Annotated in this window: 18 protein-coding genes and 1 riboswitch; of the genes, 3 read left to right on the top strand and 15 right to left on the bottom strand. The window is 60.1% G+C overall.

What is annotated here, in order from left to right:
* Position 1: 1 nt before the first annotated feature.
* From AC27VO_RS07735 to AC27VO_RS07725, 3 genes are all read right to left on the bottom strand, one after another.
* Positions 2–865 carry a hypothetical protein gene (locus AC27VO_RS07735; protein WP_488666129.1) on the bottom strand — a complete coding sequence of 288 codons (864 nt, stop codon included), beginning with the start codon at positions 863–865 and terminating at the stop codon, positions 2–4.
* 166 nt (positions 866–1,031) lie between these two features.
* Positions 1,032–1,493, bottom strand: a complete 462-nt coding sequence (locus tag AC27VO_RS07730; RefSeq protein ID WP_488666128.1) for an RDD family protein — start codon at positions 1,491–1,493, stop codon at positions 1,032–1,034.
* 114 nt (positions 1,494–1,607) lie between these two features.
* Positions 1,608–2,348 (bottom strand): DUF6216 family protein, encoded by a 741-nt coding sequence (locus AC27VO_RS07725; RefSeq protein ID WP_488666127.1) that lies wholly within the window; start codon positions 2,346–2,348, stop codon positions 1,608–1,610.
* Positions 2,349–2,946: 598 nt separating this feature from the next.
* Between AC27VO_RS07725 and AC27VO_RS07720 the strand changes: the two genes are divergently transcribed.
* Complete coding sequence (locus tag AC27VO_RS07720) at positions 2,947–3,603, top strand: DUF924 family protein (protein WP_488666126.1); 657 nt, start codon at positions 2,947–2,949, stop codon at positions 3,601–3,603.
* A gap of 163 nt (positions 3,604–3,766) precedes the next feature.
* On the opposite strand, the gene AC27VO_RS07715 is transcribed toward AC27VO_RS07720, so the two are convergent.
* The 5 genes from AC27VO_RS07715 to AC27VO_RS07695 form a co-directional block, all read right to left on the bottom strand.
* Positions 3,767–4,033 carry a hypothetical protein gene (locus AC27VO_RS07715; RefSeq protein WP_488666125.1) on the bottom strand — a complete coding sequence of 89 codons (267 nt, stop codon included), beginning with the start codon at positions 4,031–4,033 and terminating at the stop codon, positions 3,767–3,769.
* Positions 4,034–4,405: 372 nt separating this feature from the next.
* Positions 4,406–6,346, bottom strand: coding sequence for a TonB-dependent receptor (locus AC27VO_RS07710; protein WP_488666124.1), 1,941 nt, complete (start codon positions 6,344–6,346; stop codon positions 4,406–4,408).
* A 142-nt stretch (positions 6,347–6,488) separates the two neighbouring features.
* Positions 6,489–6,709: riboswitch (cobalamin riboswitch) on the bottom strand.
* Positions 6,710–6,792: 83 nt separating this feature from the next.
* Positions 6,793–6,978, bottom strand: coding sequence for a hypothetical protein (locus tag AC27VO_RS07705; RefSeq protein WP_488666123.1), 186 nt, complete (start codon positions 6,976–6,978; stop codon positions 6,793–6,795).
* Positions 6,979–7,068: 90 nt separating this feature from the next.
* Complete coding sequence (gene miaA, locus AC27VO_RS07700; RefSeq protein ID WP_488666420.1) at positions 7,069–8,079, bottom strand: tRNA (adenosine(37)-N6)-dimethylallyltransferase MiaA; 1,011 nt, start codon at positions 8,077–8,079, stop codon at positions 7,069–7,071.
* A gap of 19 nt (positions 8,080–8,098) precedes the next feature.
* Complete coding sequence (locus AC27VO_RS07695) at positions 8,099–9,328, bottom strand: multidrug effflux MFS transporter (RefSeq protein WP_488666122.1); 1,230 nt, start codon at positions 9,326–9,328, stop codon at positions 8,099–8,101.
* A 335-nt stretch (positions 9,329–9,663) separates the two neighbouring features.
* Between AC27VO_RS07695 and AC27VO_RS07690 the strand changes: the two genes are divergently transcribed.
* Positions 9,664–10,539: a methylglyoxal synthase gene (locus AC27VO_RS07690; protein ID WP_488666419.1), complete on the top strand. Its 876-nt coding sequence runs from the start codon at positions 9,664–9,666 to the stop codon at positions 10,537–10,539.
* 111 nt (positions 10,540–10,650) lie between these two features.
* Here AC27VO_RS07690 and AC27VO_RS07685 read toward each other — a convergent pair whose 3' ends face one another.
* The 6 genes from AC27VO_RS07685 to AC27VO_RS07660 all read right to left on the bottom strand — a co-directional run bounded on the left by AC27VO_RS07685 (position 10,651) and on the right by AC27VO_RS07660 (position 18,611).
* The gene (locus tag AC27VO_RS07685; protein WP_488666418.1) at positions 10,651–12,252 is read right to left on the bottom strand and encodes an alkaline phosphatase D family protein; all 1,602 of its coding nucleotides are present in this window, start codon (positions 12,250–12,252) and stop codon (positions 10,651–10,653) included.
* Between the two features lie 151 nt (positions 12,253–12,403).
* Entirely contained in the window at positions 12,404–13,369 is a 966-nt protein-coding gene (locus AC27VO_RS07680) for a porin (protein WP_488666121.1), read from the bottom strand.
* A 304-nt stretch (positions 13,370–13,673) separates the two neighbouring features.
* Positions 13,674–15,017 carry an NADP-specific glutamate dehydrogenase gene (gene gdhA / locus AC27VO_RS07675; protein ID WP_488666120.1) on the bottom strand — a complete coding sequence of 448 codons (1,344 nt, stop codon included), beginning with the start codon at positions 15,015–15,017 and terminating at the stop codon, positions 13,674–13,676.
* 426 nt (positions 15,018–15,443) lie between these two features.
* Positions 15,444–16,250: a MurR/RpiR family transcriptional regulator gene (locus AC27VO_RS07670; protein ID WP_488666119.1), complete on the bottom strand. Its 807-nt coding sequence runs from the start codon at positions 16,248–16,250 to the stop codon at positions 15,444–15,446.
* Between the two features lie 30 nt (positions 16,251–16,280).
* Positions 16,281–18,302, bottom strand: coding sequence for a DNA mismatch repair endonuclease MutL (gene mutL, locus AC27VO_RS07665; RefSeq protein ID WP_488666118.1), 2,022 nt, complete (start codon positions 18,300–18,302; stop codon positions 16,281–16,283).
* 48 nt (positions 18,303–18,350) lie between these two features.
* A complete protein-coding gene (locus tag AC27VO_RS07660) occupies positions 18,351–18,611 on the bottom strand; it encodes a YMGG-like glycine zipper-containing protein (RefSeq protein WP_488666117.1) in 261 nt (86 codons plus the stop codon).
* 271 nt (positions 18,612–18,882) lie between these two features.
* Here AC27VO_RS07660 and AC27VO_RS07655 point away from each other — a divergent pair, with 271 nt between their 5' ends.
* On the top strand, positions 18,883–19,533 hold the full coding sequence (locus AC27VO_RS07655; RefSeq protein WP_488666417.1) for a DedA family protein: 651 nt from the start codon (positions 18,883–18,885) through the stop codon (positions 19,531–19,533).
* 77 nt (positions 19,534–19,610) lie between these two features.
* Here AC27VO_RS07655 and AC27VO_RS07650 read toward each other — a convergent pair whose 3' ends face one another.
* Positions 19,611–19,829, bottom strand: coding sequence for a glycine zipper domain-containing protein (locus AC27VO_RS07650; RefSeq protein WP_488666116.1), 219 nt, complete (start codon positions 19,827–19,829; stop codon positions 19,611–19,613).
* Between the last annotated feature and the right edge of the window lie 45 nt (positions 19,830–19,874).

Here is a 19,874-nt window from a genome sequence, read left to right as displayed (position 1 = left end):
TCTAACAATTGTTCCTTGATATTTGTGATTTAAATAAATGTGTTTTTTTTTCTTCAGAATTTAATAATATTCCATGATCTCCGCTGCATATTAAAAAACTACCTCCGGTTCTACAAATTCTGTTAATCATGTAAAGACCAAAACCTGAATTGTGCCAAGGATCATTTCTATCGATTATTGCACCTTTGTAATTTTTACTGGAAATTGCTGGCATTAAGGCTTGTTGCAAAGCATCGGAATAATTATCTACTTGAATAAATGGATTTTTCTTCAAAGAGCTTTTAAGTCCTATCCCATTATTTGAAATTGATATTTCTACTTTGTCATATGTGGGCCAATATTGAGCACAATATTCGATCACTTTTGAGTTGCTGTGCTCTATAACATTTCTCATTATTTCTCGAATGGAGAAGGTTAGTGCGTCAACAAGATTGCTCTCATTTTCTCTGGATAAAATTTTAGCCAGTTGAGCTGATTTATTTTCAATAATATCTTGCTGAGGTATCCAGGAGCGCATGGCCTCATCTGCAACTGTTTTCGTTCTAATAATCGTGAATGGTACAAAACTTTCGTTGCCATCATTCACGCTGGGTTCTCTACCATGTTTTAGCCCAAATGCTCTAAAAAATCCCATGTTGGCAGCATATTTTTTATCTTGAAAACCTTCGCAGAATATTTTTCTGTGTGGCGATTTTGATTTTATATCTCTAATGATTTTAGCTAAATAAACCATTGTAAATGGTTCAACTCTACCCATTGAACTAAAATCAATGTGAATATCCTCATTTAAATCGCATTCATCTATTTCATTGCAAAAGAAAAAAATTGAATATATGTCGCAATTACTAGGGAAATTTATTTTCATTTATTTTTTTTCATCAATTTGTTTGTTGCTCTTATCGCTGCCACATAAGCCAATTTAGATTCCATCTCCAAATCTTCCTAGCTCATCTTTTCCTTCAGGTTTGGCATCATTACAACCACTGGCCATCCCCGATATTGGCTAGTGGTGTTCATGCACTCAACGCGCATCAATCGCGAAAACGCACAGGTTCTGGCCCCGTATTGCTACGCTTGACGACCACCGTGCCAGCAATCTTGTCGTGCCAACCTTGCTTGCGGCTGTCAAAGGCAACCCAAAAAATACCCAGACCGAGCGGCAGAATGGCAATGAAGTAGCCGAGGTAGCGGAGCATGGCTTGGCCCATGCTGATGCTGTCGCCGGTCTGGGAGTCCACCACCTGGGCCGTAATGGCCATTTTTCCGGGGGTTGCGCTTTTGTAGAGCCAAAACAGCACGGTGGCAAAAGCGGGGAAGACCCAGCTGATTAAAAAGTCAGCAGGGCCAAGCACCATTTTTTCGGAATCTAAATATTCCCAGCCGTAGATGGAGATGAGCAGAGGCATGGTGATGAGCAGGAGCAAGATGCCATCAATCAATGCCGCACCAGTGCGTGCCCAGAAACCTGCGTATTCAAGTTGGTGTGTGTTCAATTTCTCTCTCCTTGGTTTGAGTCAGTTTTTTGTGAAGTTCTCGCGCGTGATAGTGCTTGTTGATAGATGGGATGAATATCCAAAAACAAAAAACACAAATGAAAAATAATTTAATTAATTCTTTGCGCAGTTCGTTTTTGTTTTTTCAATGTATTCAGGCCATTCTTCGATTGAAAGTAAATTGCAAACGGTCTCTATTTCAGAAGCGGAAAAACCAGTTGCTTGTAATCGGGCAGGATTTTTTTGAAGGCAGTCACCACGATCCACAGTTGGGGTGATGAAAGGCCATGCGAATGCGCGTTCCACATGGTTTTTATTCAAGACAACCCAGCGGTCAGTAGCTTTGAGGGTGGCCAGGCCGGGCTTGGCAGCCGCTATAAAAAAACATGTACCCATCACCACAATGAGCGTGCAAAGCCATATGAAAAGCGCAAGCCTGTAGAGTTTTCCCGGTAGTTTTTCGGTAAGGACTCTGTGATTTTCTAAATCAAAGCAGTCGCCGCATGCGCTGATGGTGGCCATGGGTACTTGCTGCGTTTCGCTCCACGCGATCAATTGGTGCGCTTGGCTCAGGCTTTGCACCTGTGTGCCGCTGAACAGGCGCAACGCGTAAAGACTGGTTTGGTCTTGGGCAAAGGCTTGAATGCGTGCGTCAGGAATGTCTTTGTTGCCGTGTACCAGCAGCCAAAAGCGCCGCAGCAGAAAGTGCAGTGACTGGGTGCGCCAGCACAGAACGAGAATGCGAGAGCCCCAACGGCCAGGATGCAGGCGGTCAGCAGCGGAATGGGGGAGATCAGCGTTTCCATGGCTTATGCCTTGTGGCGCTTTTCGCCAGAGGTCATGCGGTGTACACAAGTGCCCAGTGCAGGTATCAGGGTGGCCATGTCTCGGTGCGGTGCAGGTGCTCCCTCGCAGGCTGCATTCGTTTTTGTATCAATTGGTTTCTTTTTATAGGGGCAAGCGTGAACGCGGGGGGCGCATAGCCGACAGGGCCGTGGGTCTTGCGGCGGCAGGGTTTCAAGTGTTTTTGGCGGCCAGCCCTTGCATTGCCTGTGCAGGCAGCTATGTATTTCAAGTGGTCTTATTAACGCTTGTTGACGTTGTGCAGCGCGCATGCACTGCTGGGGGGCGGTGACAGCTACCAGTCAGCGTTTTGTTGTTCTTGCTGGCGCACAGGGCAAGGGGGCGCGCGAAGGGGTGGGCAAGGGCGCAGCCAGGGCACGGCCTTGATCTTTGCGGCGGTGGCATGCACCATGCGCAGAGAACCCCTGCACCCCTATGCGGCGTTGTGGCTGCGCGGCGGCCCTTTCCATCCAGGCGGGCTGCAGCTGGGGCCTCCGCGTTGTGCAGCGCCCGGTTTTGGGGGCCATGCGTGGTGCTGGGCGCTACCGTGTGGCGCACTGCGCTACGCTTGGGTGGATCACGCTTTCGGTTTTAGAGAAAAGGAATGGCCATGTCGGATACCTCCAAACAACTGTCTATCCCGCTCGCGCATGTGCTGGATCCGCGCCTGTCGCAGGTGCTGGAGTACTGGCTGGGCGCAGAGCTGCCTACGGCGGCGAGTGTGCCTACGCGCAAGACGCTGTGGTTTACCAAGTCGGAGGAGGTGGATGAGGAGATTCGCCACCTGTTTGGCGCGGTGCTGCAGGAGGCGTTGGCAGGCAAGCTCGATGGCGAGGCGATGGAGTCCCCGCTGGGCATGCTGGCGGTGCTGATTGTGCTGGACCAGTTCACGCGCAATGCCTATCGCGGCACGCCCAAGAGCTTTGCGGGCGACACCAAGGCCCGCACGCTGGCGCTGAAGGCGATTGACCTGGGCTGGGATGTGGACGAGTCCATTCCCGCCATGGCGCGCATTTTCATGTACCTGCCGCTGGAGCACGCCGAGGATATGGCCATGCAGCAAAGCAGCGTGGTGGCGTTCGAGCAGCTGTACCAGGAGGCCGAGCCTGCGCTGCGCGATTTCTTTGAGGGCACGCTGGATTACGCGCACCGCCACCTGGATGTGATCCGCGAGTTTGGCCGCTTTCCGCACCGCAACCCCATCCTGGGCCGCGAGAGCACGGAGGCCGAGAAGGCTTATCTGAGCAAGCCAGGGGCGGGGTTCTAAGCGAAGGCGTCTGCCGCCCATGCTTTGGCCCACCTGAACGTCAGGCGGGCGGGGCGCAAAAAAAGCTGCCATGGCGGGTGCCTGGCAGATTTTTTATTGGCATTTTGAGGGTGTAGCCCTTATCCCATCAGCGCTGATAGCTCTGATTTTTTTAAGCAAATGCTTAGTATTTGGTGGGGCGGCGACCGGTCAGCGACCAGCCGGCGTGCATGTTCTTCTTGTCGTTTTCGTATTCCCAGTTGGTGCCGCAACGTTCGCACACATAGCGGGTGACGGTGACGGTGCCGGTTTCACGCTCGCGCTTGTAGTTGCTGCCCTGGGCCAGCTCAACGTGGCCGGGGGCTTTGCGCCAGTTGCGCTGAATACCGGCGCAGGCATCGCACATTTCGATTTTTTTGAGTTCGTTGATGCGGTCGTTATCTTGGGTCATGGTGGTTGTATGTGCTGCGTGCGCGCAAGGCGTGTAGGGGCATGACTGTACCGAAATCGCCGAGCTGACGCAGATGGGGGGCTGCTTGCCTGCACGGCCCGTGCCTATTGGGCGTGGCAAACACCACCCAGTTGTGCATGCGGTGTACTTAAAAGGAGAGCATGCACCGCAGATGTGGACTGGGTTTTTCGTGTTTTTTGCTGTGATGGCTGGCCGGACGGTATGCGGCCAGCCGCTGACGGGGGAAGAGGTGGGAGAGGGGCGTGGTGGGGGCTGGCAAAGAGCAGGTGCTACCGCCTGTCGTATTCCGCCAAAAAAGAAAGCTGCATGCAGCAGCTTTCAGGAAGGGCACGTCAGGCGGCGGCGCGGTGCTTAGAAGTCGATGCGCGCACCAATCTTCCAGGTGCGTGCAAAGTTGCTGGGGTACAGCCCGTACTTCCAGGTGTTGACGGCAACGCTGTTGGCGTGGTCGAACAGATTGTTCACCGCAGCATACAGCTGCACATGCTGGTGCACCTGGTGGCGGTACGACACATCGGTGGCGCTGTAGATGGCCTGGCGGTACATGGCGTCGTTGCTGAAGTTGCCAATGGCCCAGTGGCTGCTGCGCCAGGTGTGTGACAGCTGCAGGTGGCCCTTGTCGGCCACGCGCAGGTGCCAGCCCAGTGTCAGGCTGTGGCGAGGCACGCCGGGTGTTTGTTTGCCGCTGTAGTTGCTGGTGCCTTGCACTTCACGGTCAATGGTGGCGTGGGTCCAGGTGTAGTTCACGCTCAGCTGGTTGCGGGTGTTCAGCTGCCATTGGTCTTGCAGCTCCACGCCGTATTTGTGGGAGCGATCGAGATTGCCGTTCAAGCCCGACAGTTGGTCGTAGTAAATCTCGTCGTGCAACTTGGCGTAGAACACAGAGGCTTTGAGGCGGTTGCGCGCGGTGGTGTGGTTGGCGCCCAGCGTGAACGTGCGGCTTTGGGTGGCGGCGCCAAAGCCTATAAAGCTGTAGGTGTTGAAGTCAAAAAATCGATCAATGTCGGGTGAGGCAAAAGCATCGCTGTAGTTGGCAAAGACCGAGACCTGGTCCGAGAGGCGGTGGTTGGCACCCAGCTCCCAGGCTGTGTGGTACTCCTGCTGGCTGGAGTTGGCTTGCCCGGGCGACGCGTAGCGGTAGCGCATGCGCTCCCGGCGCAGACCACCGGAGAGCGTCCAGTCGTTCCACAGGTATTGGGTATGCACAAAGCCGCCCAGATTGTTTTTGCGCATGAGGCCGACGGAAGACAGGCGTTCACCCTCCACGCTCTGCACGCCCGCATTCACCGTGAGGGCGCCGCGCTGGTATTGCAGCGCAACTTCGTTGGACTGCTGCGCGTAGTCACTGGTGGAGCCCGGGTAAGTAAAGCTGTTGTACTGGCTGGACTTGTCCTCGCTGTGGTGGCGCGCCGTGAGCTTCCAGGCGGCATTGAGCTGGTATTGCAGCCCAAGGCCCCAGTAGCGGCTGTCAGATACCTGGCGTGGGTAGGGGCTGCCACTGCTTTGGCTCGGGTTGGCATGGAAGGCGGGGGCGGACAGCGCGTTCGGGAAGCGGTTGTCGATACGGCTGGCACCGATTTCCACATTGGCTTGCAGGCCCTTCGCGACCTGGATGTTGCTGGCCAGACGCCAGGTGTTGGCTTCGCTGCTGTCCTGGTGACCGGTGGCATCGGGTTGGCTCCAGCCATTGTGGTGGCTGTGATCGGCCGTCAGGGACAGGTCGAACTTGTCTTTGACCATGCCCACGGATGCCACTGCGCCGCGCTGGCCATGGCTGCCGCCGTAGAGGTCCAAGCTGGCGCTGTCGTGGGCTTTGGTGTAGATCTGAATGCTGCCCGCCGTGGCGCCATCGCCGTACATGACGGCGCCGCTGCCCTTGGTGATTTCAATGCGTTCCACATCGCGCAGCGAGATAGAACCCACCAGGGCCGGTACGTTGTCGATGTTGTTCAGACGCCGACCGTTGACTGAGATCACCACGTTCTGGAAGCCATCTTCGCCAAAGCCGCGCATGGCGATGTTGGGCGCATTGCGGTTGCCCCATTGCGGGGTGATCTGCAGCGAGCTTTGCTGTGCCAGATAGTCAAATACCGAGTGCGCGCCGGAGCGGTCAATTTGCTCGCGCGTATGCACCTCGGAGGCGTAAGGCGCATCGGTGTCTTGCATCTCAATGCGCGTGGCGGACACCACCACATGGGGTTGCTGCACCTCGGTTTGGGCCGCAGCCAGCAAGGAAAAGCCCGTCAGGGCACAGCCCACAGCACAGCTGCGGGGAGAAAAACGAAACGACATGCCGAAGAAATCCATGGCACCGCGTTTGCGTCCCCACAAAGGCGGTGATGTGTGGTCTATGGATGGCTGTGGGGGGAAGAAGAAGAGGTATGCGCGCAAGATGCATCTTGCCGAGCATGTCGCCACCACCCCGCAGCACATCCGCTTGCATGCGTTTCGGCCGGTCTCCGGGCTCGTGTGTTGTTCATCAAACAGCTGCATGGCCTTCCCAGAGCAGGGCTCCAGTGGCGTGATCATGCAGTTAGACACACTGACCGTTGCGGGGGCAGCGCAGGCTTTGCAGACACCGAAGGTGTCGCGCACCTGCTTCCCGTTTAACCCTGTGCTGGAACAGCGATGGGCACCGATAACGCAAAACTGCTCCCTGTAAGGAGCAGTTGCTGAATGATACCCCAGCTGCATTAGCCCGGGCGGGCGTGGTGCCGTCGGGCCTGGGCGGGCTGTGGCTAGCGCGTGTGCACCACGCTGGTGTCGATTTCGCCGTACACCGTCACTCCGCTTTGGGGGCTGGCGGTGGTCTCGGAGGGCACGTAGTAACGGTCCTGTGCGCAGGCCGACAGCAGCAAGGCGCCAGCGGTCAGCAATGCCGCACCAAGGCGGCGGGAGCGAAAAGGTAAACGGGGCAGCGGCATACAGGCAGTCTCCAGAAACAGGCGATGCCTGCATGCTATGCGCAGGCAGGCATCGCGGTGTTTCAGAACGTAGGCGCGCGGTGCCCGGCTTCAGCGCGGCTGGGCAGCGGTTTGCACCACCAGCAGGGCGGCTTGCACCAGGTGCATGGTGGCCATGGGGTCGTCACAGGCAATGGCGTGGCGCTGGGGCATGCTGCGCAGCCAGGTGATCTGGCGCTTGGCCAGCTGGCGCGTGGCGGCAATCCCTTTTTCGCGCACCAGGTGCAAGTTGATGCTGGGTGTGCCTTTGCGTGTTTGCCAGTCCAGCTCTTCCCAGACCTGGCGGTAGCCCACGCAGCGCATGCTGGGCAGCTCGGGGTGCAGGTCACCGCGTGCGCGCAGGCGCTGCACTTCATCGATCAAGCCCGCGTCGAGCATGGTGTCGTAGCGCTGGGCAATGCGCTGGTGCAACCAGGCGCGGTCATTGGGTTCCAAAGAAAAAAGCGTGCAATCGAAGGCTGGTTCTGCGCTTTCAGCTCTCTTTTTTGCTTGGTGAAAGCTGGACAGCGGCTGGCCGGAGACGTGCCACACCTCCAGCGCACGCTGAATGCGCTGGCTGTCGGCCGGGGCCAGGCGGGCGGCGGTTTCGGGGTCGACCTTGGCCAGCTCGGCATGCATGGCAGGCCAGCCCAGCTCGGCGGCCTGGGCATCAATGCGGGCGCGCACCGCAGGGTCGGCGGCGGGCATTTCGTCAATGCCGTCGAACAAGGCTTTGAAGTACAGCATGGTGCCGCCCACCAGCAGCGGAATGGCGCCACGGGCGCGAATCTCGGCCACCAGGCGCTGGGTGTCTTGCACAAACTCGGCAGCGCTGTAGGACTGCAGGGGGTCCAGGATGTTGATCAGGTGGTGGGGCACAGCGGCCAGCTCTTGGGCCGTGGGCTTGGCTGTGCCAATGTCCATGTCGCGATAGACCAAGGCGGAATCCACACTGATGATTTCACAGGCTTGGCCACGCTGTGCCAGCACAGCGGCCAGGGCCAGAGCGGCATTGGTTTTGCCAGAAGCGGTGGGGCCTGCAATCGCAATGCAGGGCAGGGTGTGGGTGGAGGCAGTCAAGATAGGGCAGGGAGAAAACAGGTCAAACCGGGCGGCGGCACGGGCTTTCAGTGCGCGCTGGCGCGCCGTGGCGGCGCACCAGCGTCCATGATGCCAAGGCTGCGGCGAAACACCATGCGGCCAGGCCGAAAACCAAGGGGTACACAGTGCCATTGAAGCTGCGTCCCAGGATCTGACCGGTGACAAAGGCGAACAGCATCATGATGCAGCCGTTGAGCGCTGAAGCCATGCCCGCAGCCTGCGGAAAGGCGCTGACCGCACCGCTTTGCCCGCAGGGCTGCTGAATGCCGTGCGTAATCGGAAACAGCAGGCAGGCAGCGGCATAGGCCCAGCCGCTGCGCACATCGGCCCAGGCCAGGGCCAGCAGCAGTACCGCGCACAGCACGGAAATGCCCCCCGCTACGGCCACGGTGTTGCGCACGCCCAGGCGCGGCAGCAGGCGGCGGCACAGCAGGGTGCCGCCAATGTAGATCACGCCGTTGGCGGCCAGCAGCCAGCCCACGTCGGCAGCGCTCCAGCCCAGCACCTGGGTAAAGACAAACGGTGCGCCGGTCAGGAACACGACCAGCGCGCCATACGAGCAGGTGGTGGTGGCGGTATAGGCCAGGAAGGTGGGGTGGCGCAGGATGGTGTTCCAGCTGCGCAGCAGCCGCTGCGGCTGCAGGGCGTGGGGGTTGAAGTGCTGCACGCTTTCGCGAAAGCGCAGCCACACCAGCACCCAAGCGGCAGTGCCGACCACCGCCAGCACCGCCATGGTGGAGCGCCAGCCCACGTGCTGGGCCAGCCAGCTGCCCACCAGGGGGCTGCAGCAGGCCAGCACGCCCAGGCCCGTCAGTGCTTTGGACATGACGTGCGTGCCTTCCACCGGGGCGTACAGGTCGCGCACGATGGCGCGCGCGGCCATCACCACGGCGCCCAGTGCGGCCCCTTGCAGGGTACGAAAAGCAATCAGTGCTGGCATGTCGGGGGCCAGGGCGCAGCCCACGGCGGCCAGCACGTACAGCGCAATCCCGGCCAGCAGCACCGGGCGGCGGCCCCAGCGGTCAGACACAGGGCCCCACACCAGTTGGGCGCAGCCAAAGGCCAGGATCAGGGCGTAAAACGTGGTCTGCGTCTGGGCCACTGTGGCCTGCAGCTGCTGCGTGAGCAGCGGCATGGCGGGCAGGTACAGATCAGTGGTCAGCGGCTGAAAGCCCAGCAGCAGTGCGAGCAGGCCGATGACAAACAGCGGGGACATGGCAGCTGGCGACATTGCCGCAGCTGCAGAAGAGGGGGAAGCAGACACAAAAAAACCCATACCAGAGAGCCAACAAAGCGCCACATTGCAGCAGCGTGTGCAGGCTAGCAGAACCAGATGGGTGTGGTGTCGCTTTGTTTGCACATTGGTGAAAAATGCCTCTGATGAAGGCACATCAAGCGCTGGCAGCTATGAATTTTCATCCGTTGCATCGACCGTGTCAGCCTGTGGACTGGGGCGATGCAGCCACCGCATGGGTGGGCGCACAGCCCAAGAGGTTGGGCATTTGGGTCTATGCTTGCTGGCACGCGCACACCTCACCATTTCGTGCGCGGTTGTGAAGGACACCTCTGACCATGCTTTTAGGTCTTGCTGCCAACCGGCTCCACCACCAAACCGAAGATGCGGCGTTGTTTGCGCTGCTGCGCGCCTGTGAATCCGGCATGCGCGAACTGGGCCTGGGCCTGCATGCGGTGGGCCGTACCTACGATGCGATTGCCGCTGCAGACATGATGCACCGCTACCCTGGGCTGGTGCGCTACCCCTATGGGCGCGAAGGCGGGCTGATGAAGCTGGTGGCCGAAGTGGTGGGCATGGGCGAGGGCCGCACGCTGGATGGCGCCATCTACCTGACAGACCCGGTCGACCCCTCTTCGATCTTCCCCGAGGCACTGGCATTGAAGCGCCAGTGCGTGATTCACGGCAAGCCATTTTTGTCGACCGTCGCCAGCGCCCGTGACTGGGTGGAGATGGAGCGCATGCACGCCGGCATGCCGCGCGACCGCAATGCCGACCGTTTCCACGACTATGAGAGCCAGACCGTGGCGCTGATTGCCCACGATGCCATGAAGCCCGCCATGCTGGCGTTTGTGGACAGCAATTTCGAGCTGCTCTCGCGTTTCAAGCGCCGCGTGGGCACAGGCACCACGGGCCAGCGCCTCAACGAGCTGGCGTGGAGCAAGGGCTGGCCTGCTGACAAGCCCTGGGTGGATCGCTACAACAGCGGTCCGCTGGGTGGCGATGCGCAGATTGCCGATCTGGTGCTGGAGCGCCGCTGCCAGCGCGCGATCTTTTTTGAAGACCCGCATGTGGCGCGCCAGCACGAGGCCGATATTCAGTTGCTCGAACGCGCGGTGACCACCGTCACGCACGAGGCGGTGTGCATCACCACCCCCAAGGTGGCGCAGCGCTGGTGCGATGCGGCCGTGCTGCGGGCGACCCGCTGAGGCAGCGCTTTGCGCCAACCAAAAAGCAACCGCGAGGTTGCTTTTTTTGTGCCCAGACATCGGCGCTTAGCCTGCCGGGGCGGCTGAGGGATGCCGACGCCGTGTTGGTGATCAGCCCAGCACAGGCTCTAGCGTCTGGGTGTACAGCGCCTGGCCGTGCAGGTCTTTGAGCACCACAGTCAGTGCCTGGCTGCGGTGGTCAATGTCCAGCTGGCCGAAGAACTGGTAGCCCTCGCTGGGCGCGGCATTGGGCTTGGGGGAAGCCTTGCTGTAGACCACTTCCAGACCAAAGGTCTGGTCTGCCTCGTTGGGGCCAAAGGTGCCTGCGTTCAGCGGGCCGGAGACAAATTCCCAGAATGGATCGAAGTCCTGGAACTGGGCGCGCTCCGGACGGTAGTGGTGGGCGGCGGTGTAGTGCACATCGGCGGTGAGCCACACCACATTTTTTACGCCGGCATCTTTGATGCCTTTGAGCAGGCGCGCCATCTCCAGCTCGCGGCCTTTGGGCGTGCCGTGCTCACCGTTGGCCACGGCCTCCCACTGAGAGACGCCATCTGCATCCTTGCCGTCGGGCACGAACAGGCCAATGGGCATGTCACAGGCAATCAGCTTCCAGGTGGCACGGCTGTTTTTCAGGCCCTCGATCAGCCATTCGATCTGCGGGCGGCCCAGCATGTCGGTGGCCGCGCTTTCGCGGGTTTGCAGGTTGTGGCTGTTGGGCCCCCGGTAGCTGCGCATGTCCAGCACAAAAATATCGGCCAGCGGGCCCTGGGGCAGCACGCGGTAAATGCGCTGGTGCTCGGCCGCGCCAAAGGTGCGCATGGGGGCGTATTCCATGAAAGCGCGCTGCCCGCGGGCGGTGAGCAGCTGCACGTTTTTCTCACGGTAGGCCGGGTTGTTCAGCAAGCTTTTGCTGTCCGAGTAGTTGTTGGTGACTTCGTGGTCATCCCACTGCCAGATTTGCGCCACTTCACTGCCCAGGGCGCGCACGTTGGCATCCATGAGGTTGTAGCGGTAACGGCCCCGGTATTCGTTCAGAGTTTCGGCCACCTTGGCCACTTCGGGGGTGACCAAGTTGCGCCACAGCGAGCCATCGGGCAGGGTCACCTGGGTCTGGATGGGGCCATCGGCATAAATGGTGTCGCCGCTGTGCAGGAACACATCGGGGTTGGTCTGGCGCATCGCGTCATAAATGCGCATGCCGCCCCAGGCTTCGTTGATGCCCCAGCCCTGGCCGGCGGTGTCACCGCTCCACACCAGGCGAAAGGGTTTGCGCGCGGGCTGCTGGGCGCTGGCCGGGGTGCGAAAGTGCCCCTGTACGGCAGGCGAGCGCACATTGGCACTGCCAAAGTCTTCCAGCGTTACGCGGTAGAAAATTTCCTGCCCGGCGGGCAACCCCTGCAGATCGATGCGGCCGGTGCCGTCGCTGCTGTCGAGCAGATCAGGCCCGCGCACGCGCTGGCTTTGGGCAAAGCTGGCCGTGGTGGACCATTCCAGCCACATGCGTGCTTCGCGGCTGGCGCGGGCCCAGACGATGGCACTGTGCGCCAGCACATCACCGCTTTGCACCCCAGAGGTGAGCAGGGCACGCGCAGCATCGCGCGTGATGGCGGCGGGTGCTGTCTGTGCACGCAGGACCTGCGGCAGCAAACTGGTGGAGGTGAGCAAGGCACTGGAAGTAAGACCCAAGCCCATAAAGCGGCGGCGTTCCATCATGGTTGTCCTGATTGCGGTGAATGACGGGGCACAGCTTAAAAATGCCCTGTGACACTGCGATGAAGGCCGCACGTGTGTGCGGCAGCCTGCGCTGCAGGCGCAAAAAAAGCAGCCCGGAGGCTGCTTTTGGGGTGCTTCAAGCCGCAGCTTAGAAGTTGTGGCGGATACCCACGGACACCGACTTGCGGTCTTCGTCTGGTGCCAGGTCGCCGAAGGCAGCGCCGTCCTTGTTTTGCAGCTGGCTGTAGAACGCGTACACCTTGGTGCGCTTGCTCAGGTGGTGGTTGTAGCCCACGGTCCACTGGTTGGCAGCGGCTTGGCCTTCAGCGTTGGCGTGGCCAAAGTTGGCGTGCACTTCACCTGCGCCGATAGCGTAGGCCACGGCAGCGCGGGTCACGTTGGTCTTGGCCTTCAGGCCGGCAACCACGTCTTGGCTGCGCTGGTGGTAGCCGGACACAGTCCAGGCGCCAGCAGTCCAGCTTGCGCGCAGAGCGTATTGCTTGGCATCGGCCCATTCGCCGTAGCCAGCGCCGAACGACCAGTTGCCACGGTCATAGTTGGCGGCCAGGTCGTAGGCGTTCTTGCCCTTGGAGTCAGCAGCGCGCTCGTGCAGGCTGATAGCGGTTTCCACGGTCAGGCCGTAGAACTCAGGCGACTTGTAAGCCACGCGGTTGTTGGCGTTTTCCACGCCTTGGTACAGGGCGTCAGCAGTGATGCCGTAGTCGTCGTTGTGCAGGCTGGAGCGGTCAGCGATGGCGTAGTACGAAGGGTTGAAGAAACGACCCATGCGCACAGTACCGAAGTTGCCGGACAGGTTGATTTCGCTGCGGTTGCTGAAGAACTCGTCTTCAGTGATGGCGCCGTTGTCGGAGTTGAAAGCGCTTTCCAGCTGGAAACCGACCTTCAGGCCGTTGCCCAGGTCTTCTTGGCCCTTGAAGCCAATGTAAGAGCCGCTGTTGTTCAAACCGTGCACGCGGGTGTTGCCGGTCTTGATGGATTCGACGGCGGTGTCGATACGGCCATACACGTTCACGCTGGAGTCAGCGGCGAAAGCTGTGGCGGAAACGGCGATCAGGCCAGCAGCGGCCACAATTTTGTTCAGAGAAAAAGTCACGATCAAAGCGCTGGTGAAGCGCGAGCAAAAGAGAAAACAATGCCCGCCGCCAGATGCCTGCGCACAGGGCTGCGGGTTTTACCGGTGGGGCGTGCACCGGTGCGCGCCCCATCCCAGGCCAGCGCAAGGCTGCCCAGGGGCGCATTTATAGCGCTCGCACGACACCTTTGCTGGTGCTAGGACATTGGAAGCGGTCTGCGCAGGCTGTACAAGCGTTGCAGGCCTTTTTGATATGCAAAGTACGGGCGCAAAAAAAGGAACCCGAAGGTTCCTTTTTTTGTGTACTTAGGAAGCGCTGGAGTGCTTAGATCACGCCTTGGGCTTGCATGGCTTCTGCCACCTTCACAAAGCCGGCCACGTTGGCGCCGTCGATGTAGCTGACCGAGCCATCAGCGCGCTTGCCGTACTTCAGGCAGGCAGCGTGGATGCCTTGCATGATTTGCAGCAGACGGGCGTCCACTTCTTCGGCGGTCCAGCTCAGGCGGCCCGCGTTTTGCGACATTTCCAGACCCGATGTGGCCACGCCACCGGCATTCGATGCCTTGCCGGGGGCGTACAGCACGCCAGCAGCTTCGAAAGCCTTGGCAGCTTCGATGGTGGAAGGCATGTTCGCACCTTCAGCCACGCACAGCACGCCGTTGGCGATCAGTGTCTTGGCATCGGCCAGATCCAGTTCGTTTTGGGTGGCGCAAGGCAGGGCCACGTCCACCTTGATGTGCCAAGGTGTCTTGCCAGCAATGAACTCAGCGCCAACCAGCTGGGCGTATTCGTTCACACGGCCGTACTTGTTGTTCTTGATGTCCATCAGGATGGCCAGCTTCTCGGTGGTGAAGCCGTCCTTGTCGTACACGGTGCCGGAAGAGTCAGACACGGTCACGACCTTGGCGCCCAGCTGCATGGCCTTCTCGACGGCGTACTGGGCCACATTGCCCGAACCGGAGACCGACACGGTCTTGCCAGCGAAGGACTGGCCGCGTGTGGCCAGCATTTCCTGGGCGAAGTAGACAGTGCCGTAGCCGGTGGCTTCAGGACGAATCAGCGAGCCACCGAAAGTCAGGCCTTTGCCGGTGAACACGCAGGCAGCGCTGTTCGACAGCTTCTTGTACATACCGGCCATGAAGCCCACTTCGCGGCCACCGACGCCGATGTCGCCTGCAGGCACGTCGGTGTCAGGACCCACGTGGCGGAACAGCTCGGTCACGAAAGCTTGGCAAAAGCGCATGACTTCGGCAGGGCTCTTGCCCTTGGGGTCGAAGTCCGAGCCGCCCTTGCCGCCGCCCATGGGCAGTGTGGTCAGTGCGTTCTTGAAGGTTTGTTCGAAGGCCAGGAACTTCAGCACCGACTGGTTCACCGAGGGGTGGAAGCGGATGCCGCCCTTGAAGGGGCCGATGGCCATGCTGTGCTGAATGCGGAAGCCGCGGTTGACTTGCACGTGGCCCTTGTCGTCCATCCAGCTCACGCGGAACTGAATGATGCGCTCAGGCTCGACCAGACGCTCCAGCAGGGCGTTGTCGGCGTACTTGGGGTTCTTCTCGATGAAGGGCCACAGCGACTCCATCACTTCGGTGACGGCTTGCAGAAATTCAGGTTGACCGGGGTTGCGGGTGGCAACGTCTTGCAGGAATTGGTCGAGGTTGGCGTACTTCATGGAGAGCTGTTCTTTCAAGGTACAAAACAAAAGCGCCGCAGCGCATGCCCAAAATTATGCCAAAAATGTATGCCTATATGCACCAAATTGAGTATGACCTGTATAAGAGTGGTGCATAACTGTGCAGTTTTGGTGCTTGTGTGCGCTGGATTTGGGCGTGACGGGGATGTGCCTGCAGAGGCGCTGGGGGGCGCAGTCTGCTTGCAAATGCATAGCAGACCCGGCGGATGCGGCCTTGCATCTTGAAAAGCGTTGAAGCACTTGCTGGGTGACGATGGGGTGGCGGCCCGTGCGCTGACTGCGCGTGGTTGTTGCAGTACTTGCTAAAGAAAAAATAGCTGCAAGCGTAGGCGTCACAAAGGAAAAAGGCTGTTTTCATTCAAAAATGAAAACAGCCTTGGTCAGGGCGCCGTGGGGCGCCGCGCCTTAAATCAGCTCAAACGGAATCGCACCCCATTGGATGGTGTGGGCTGCCAGGCCATAGGCCAGGGCCTGGGCGGCGCTGGTGTCGGTGAGGTGACGCACTTCGGCCACATGGGGCGTGGTGTGGCAGCGCAGCAACCAGTCCGACGGTGGTGCATGGCTGGCGGTGTCGGTAATGCAGATGAGTTTGGCCCCCAGCTTGCGGGCGCGCTCGCCCAGCTCGGCCATGTCGGCACGGATGCCGCCCAGTGCAAACAGCACCACCATGTCGCGCGGGGCAATGCGCGCCAGCACGTCTTCAATGGTTTCACCGGCTGCCGGTGCGCCGTAGATGGGCTTGTCCAAACCGCTCATCAAATGCCCGCGCAGAGAACGCGCCAACATGTGGTTGTGCTGCAGGCCGACGCAGAAGATGGCCGGCGCCTGGTGCAGGGCCGAGGCCATGGCATCCATGGTGCTGGCGGGAATTTGCGCCAGCGTGGCCGTCAGATTGTCTTGCAACTGTTGCCACAGCAGCGCGCAGTTGGGCGTGCTGGGCGAGATGTTGACATCGGCCATGGGCAGCGGCAGGCCGTTGGTGCTGGCCTCCAGGCGCGCTGTGCGGCGCGCTTCTTCGTAGCTGTCATAGCCCAGGCGGCGGATGAAGCGCGTGACCGTGGCGTTGGAGACGCCGGTCAACTGGGCCAGCTCGCTGGCGCTGTAGCCAGCCAGGTTGATGGGGTAGTCCAGCACCACCTGAGCGAGTTTGCGCTCGGTGGGGGAGAAACTATCCAGCGCGGCGCGCACGCGGGCAAAAAAGGGTACGGACATGGTGGTGGATAGTACGGTAGGTAGGCAGTCTTAGCGGCCACGCAGGAACAGTGCGTCCAGCTCTTTCATGGTGAGCTGGCGCCACGTGGGGCGCCCGTGGTTGCACTGGTCGGAGCGCTCGGTGGTTTCCATCTGGCGCAGCAAGGCGTTCATCTCATCCAGGGTCAGGCGGCGGTTGGCGCGCACGGCGCCATGGCAAGCCATGGTGGCCAGGATTTCATTGCGGGCACGCTGGATGACGCCGGACGCCTCTTGCTGCTCCAGCTCGGCCAGCACGCTGCGGGCCAATTCCACGGCATCGCCTTGCGCCAAAGTGGCCGGCACGGCACGCACGGCCAGCGTCTTGGGGGAAAACGGTGCAATTTCCAGCCCCAGCACAAGCAAGGTGTCGGTGTGCGCTTCCGCGGTGGCCACTTCCTGCGGCGTGGCGGCAAAGGTGGCGGGAATCAGCAGCGGCTGGCTGGCAATGGGCTGGTCGTTGCCCAGTTGGTCTTTGAGGCGCTCATACACAATGCGCTCGTGGGCGGCGTGCATGTCGACAATCACCATGCCTTGGGCGTTTTCCGCCAGGATGTAAACGCCGTGCACTTGTGCCACCGCACGGCCCAGTGGCCAGGCGGTTTCGGCGTGGCTGGTATGGGTGGGCAGGCTGGTGGCCGCAGGTGTTGCTATTTCTGTAGCTGCTAACGCAGGTGTAGCAAGCGCTGGGGCTGTATTTGGTTCGGAATTTTGGGGGGCTGCAGTTGATGCTGCAGGCGTCAAGCTACTGGCGACCGGTGCAGCTTCACGCAGCGGCGCCCACAGGGCCTGCATGTCGTTGACCTTGTGGCCGGCGGTCTCCTGCAAGGGCATGCTGTATTGCACCTGCGGCGGCAGCGGTGCCCGCGCAGATGCAGGCGTCGACGCAGACGCTACGTGAGGCTGCCACGCCACGGGGCTGGCAGCGGGGGCTGATGTGCTGTTGTCGGCCTGTTCGCTGGCCTGTGCTGCCAGCAGGGCCGCGCGGGGGGCGGCCAGCGCATCTTCCACCGCATGTTTGATGGCCTGGTGCACCTCGCGGCTGTCGCGAAAGCGCACCTCAATCTTGGTCGGGTGCACGTTCACGTCCACCCGGGCTGGGTCCATCTCCATGTACAGCGCGTAAATGGGTTGCTTGTGGCCGTGCAGCACATCTTCATACGCGCTTTTGGCGGCGTGGGTGAGCACCTTGTCGCGCACAAAGCGGCTGTTGACATAGCAGTATTGCTGGTCAGGGCGGCTGCGCGCAGCATCGGGCAGGCCCGCGCGGCCATAGACCGTGATACCGCTGGAGCTGGAAGTGCGCTGCACCGGGATGGAGTTGGCAATGAAGTCATCGCCCAACACGTCTCCGAGGCGGCGCGCAAGGGCATCGTTGCGCTCACTGTCAGCGCCCATGGGAACGGCACGCCACTGCTCGACTAGCTTGCCGTCGTGCCAGATGGCAAAGCCCACGTCCGGGCGCGCCAGGGCGTGGCGGCGCACAGATTCAATGCAGTGCGCCAGCTCTGTGGCGTCGCTTTTCAAAAACTTGCGGCGGGCGGGGGTGCTGAAAAACAGTTCTTTGACTTCCAGCGTGGTGCCACGGTTGCGTGCGGCGGGGCGCAGCTCACCGCTGCGTGCTTCGAGCAGCCAGCCTTGGCTGTCACCTTCCAGGCGGGACAAGATGGAGGTTTCCGACACCGACGCAATGGCGGCCAGCGCTTCACCGCGAAAGCCCATGGTACCCACGTGCTCCAACTCATTGAGGTCGCGGATCTTGCTGGTGGCATGGCGGCGCAGGGCCACAGGCAATTCTTCACGCGGAATGCCGCAGCCATCGTCTTCCACGCTGATCAGGCGCACACCACCGGCGAGCAGGCGCACGGTGATCTGGGTGGCACCCGCATCCAGCGCGTTGTCCACCAGCTCACGCACCACGGAGGCCGGGCGCTCGACCACCTCGCCAGCAGCGATCTGGCTGATGAGTTCGTCGGGAAGGTCTTGGATGGTGCGGCGCTGGGGGGCGGAGGCAGGAGAGGTCATTGACCTCATTGTATGCAGCCTCCCGGGCCGCAAGGGGAGGCTGGGCAAGAAACCAATTTAGTGGTGGCGACGGTGACCACGGCGATGACCGTAGCCATCACTGTTCTGGCCCACTTGGTTGCCGACCAGAGCGCCAGCCGCAGCACCGCCCACGGTGCCCAGCGTGGAGCCAAAAACGGCACTGCCCAGCAGGCCGCCAGCCACGGCACCTACACCTGTGCCAACTTGGGCGTTGCTGGGGTGGTGGGCGCAGCCGCCCAGCGTCAGCGCGCCACCGACCATGCAGGCGATCAAAAATGTATTGCGAACTTTGTTCATGTGCACCTCCTTGCGGGTGTGGAATCAATCTTGGAGCAGACTGTGCCCGCTGGGCTGGTGGTGTAGGGTGAAGTCTGTGCAAAGTTCTTCATCGCATTGCAAATATTTGTACAGCCTGTTTGCAGGCTGTTGCAGCCCATGTCCGAATGTGTGCCCAATGTGGCTGGCAAGGCGCACAACTGAGCGTGGCAGGCCAGCCGTGGAGCTACATTAGAACTTTGTGGCCAAGCCTGCATGGCAGGCTTGGTACTTGGACTTTGGGGAATTTGTCTTGGAAATCGTCGTGTTTTTGATCGACTTCATTCTGAATATCGATAAGCACCTGCAAGCATTTGTCGTGGCCTATGGGCCATGGGTTTATGCACTGCTGTTCATCATTATTTTTGTGGAAACCGGCGTGGTGGTCATGCCGTTTTTGCCCGGCGATTCGCTGCTCTTCATTGTGGGTGCAATGTGTGGTGCCGGGATGATGGAGTTTCCGCTGGCATGTGGCGTGTTGTTGGCAGCCGCAGTGCTGGGTGACCAGTGCAATTACACGATTGGGCGCTGGATCGGGCCCAAGGTGTTTCAGTGGGAAAACTCGCGCTGGTTCAATCGCAATGCCTTTGACAAAGCCCACCACTTTTATGAGCGGTTTGGGGGCGTCACGATTATCTTGGCGCGGTTTATGCCCTTCATTCGCACCTTTGCACCGTTTGTGGCCGGTGTGGCGCACATGTCGCGTGGCAAGTTCACCCTGTTCAATGTGAGCGGAGCACTGATCTGGGTGCTGGGCATTGTGTCGGCTGGTTATTTCTTCGGAAATATGGACTGGGTGAAAGAGAACCTGGAGAAAATTATCTGGGCTTTGATTCTGGTGCCGGGGCTGCTGGCCGTCTATGGCGGCTGGAAAGCAGGGCGCAAAGAAAAGGCCGCGGCTTAAGCGCTGGCCCAATCGAAAGCCCACCATCAAAAATGCCGACCTTGGGGTCGGCATTTTTTTGTGCGTGTTGGAACGATTTATTTGCGGTCCTGGCCTTTGCCAATCTGGTTGCCAATCACCGCACCGGCGGCCGCGCCCCCTAGGGTGCCCAAGGTGCCACCGAGCACGGCATCACCGACCACGCCACCGGCCACAGCACCGACACCCGTGCCAAGTTGTTGGTTGTTGGCGCACCCAGTCAGACTGACTGCGCAGATGACCAGACCACTTGCGAGTAAAGCTTTGAAATGCGACATAAGCCACTCCATGGAATTACCAAGAGCATCCAGTATGCGGCGGTG

This window comes from Comamonas sp. 14P8.1.4 (genome assembly GCF_057799285.1).
The sequence above is the reverse complement of the archived record's forward strand: the minus strand, read 5'-3'. Positions and strand labels throughout refer to the sequence as shown.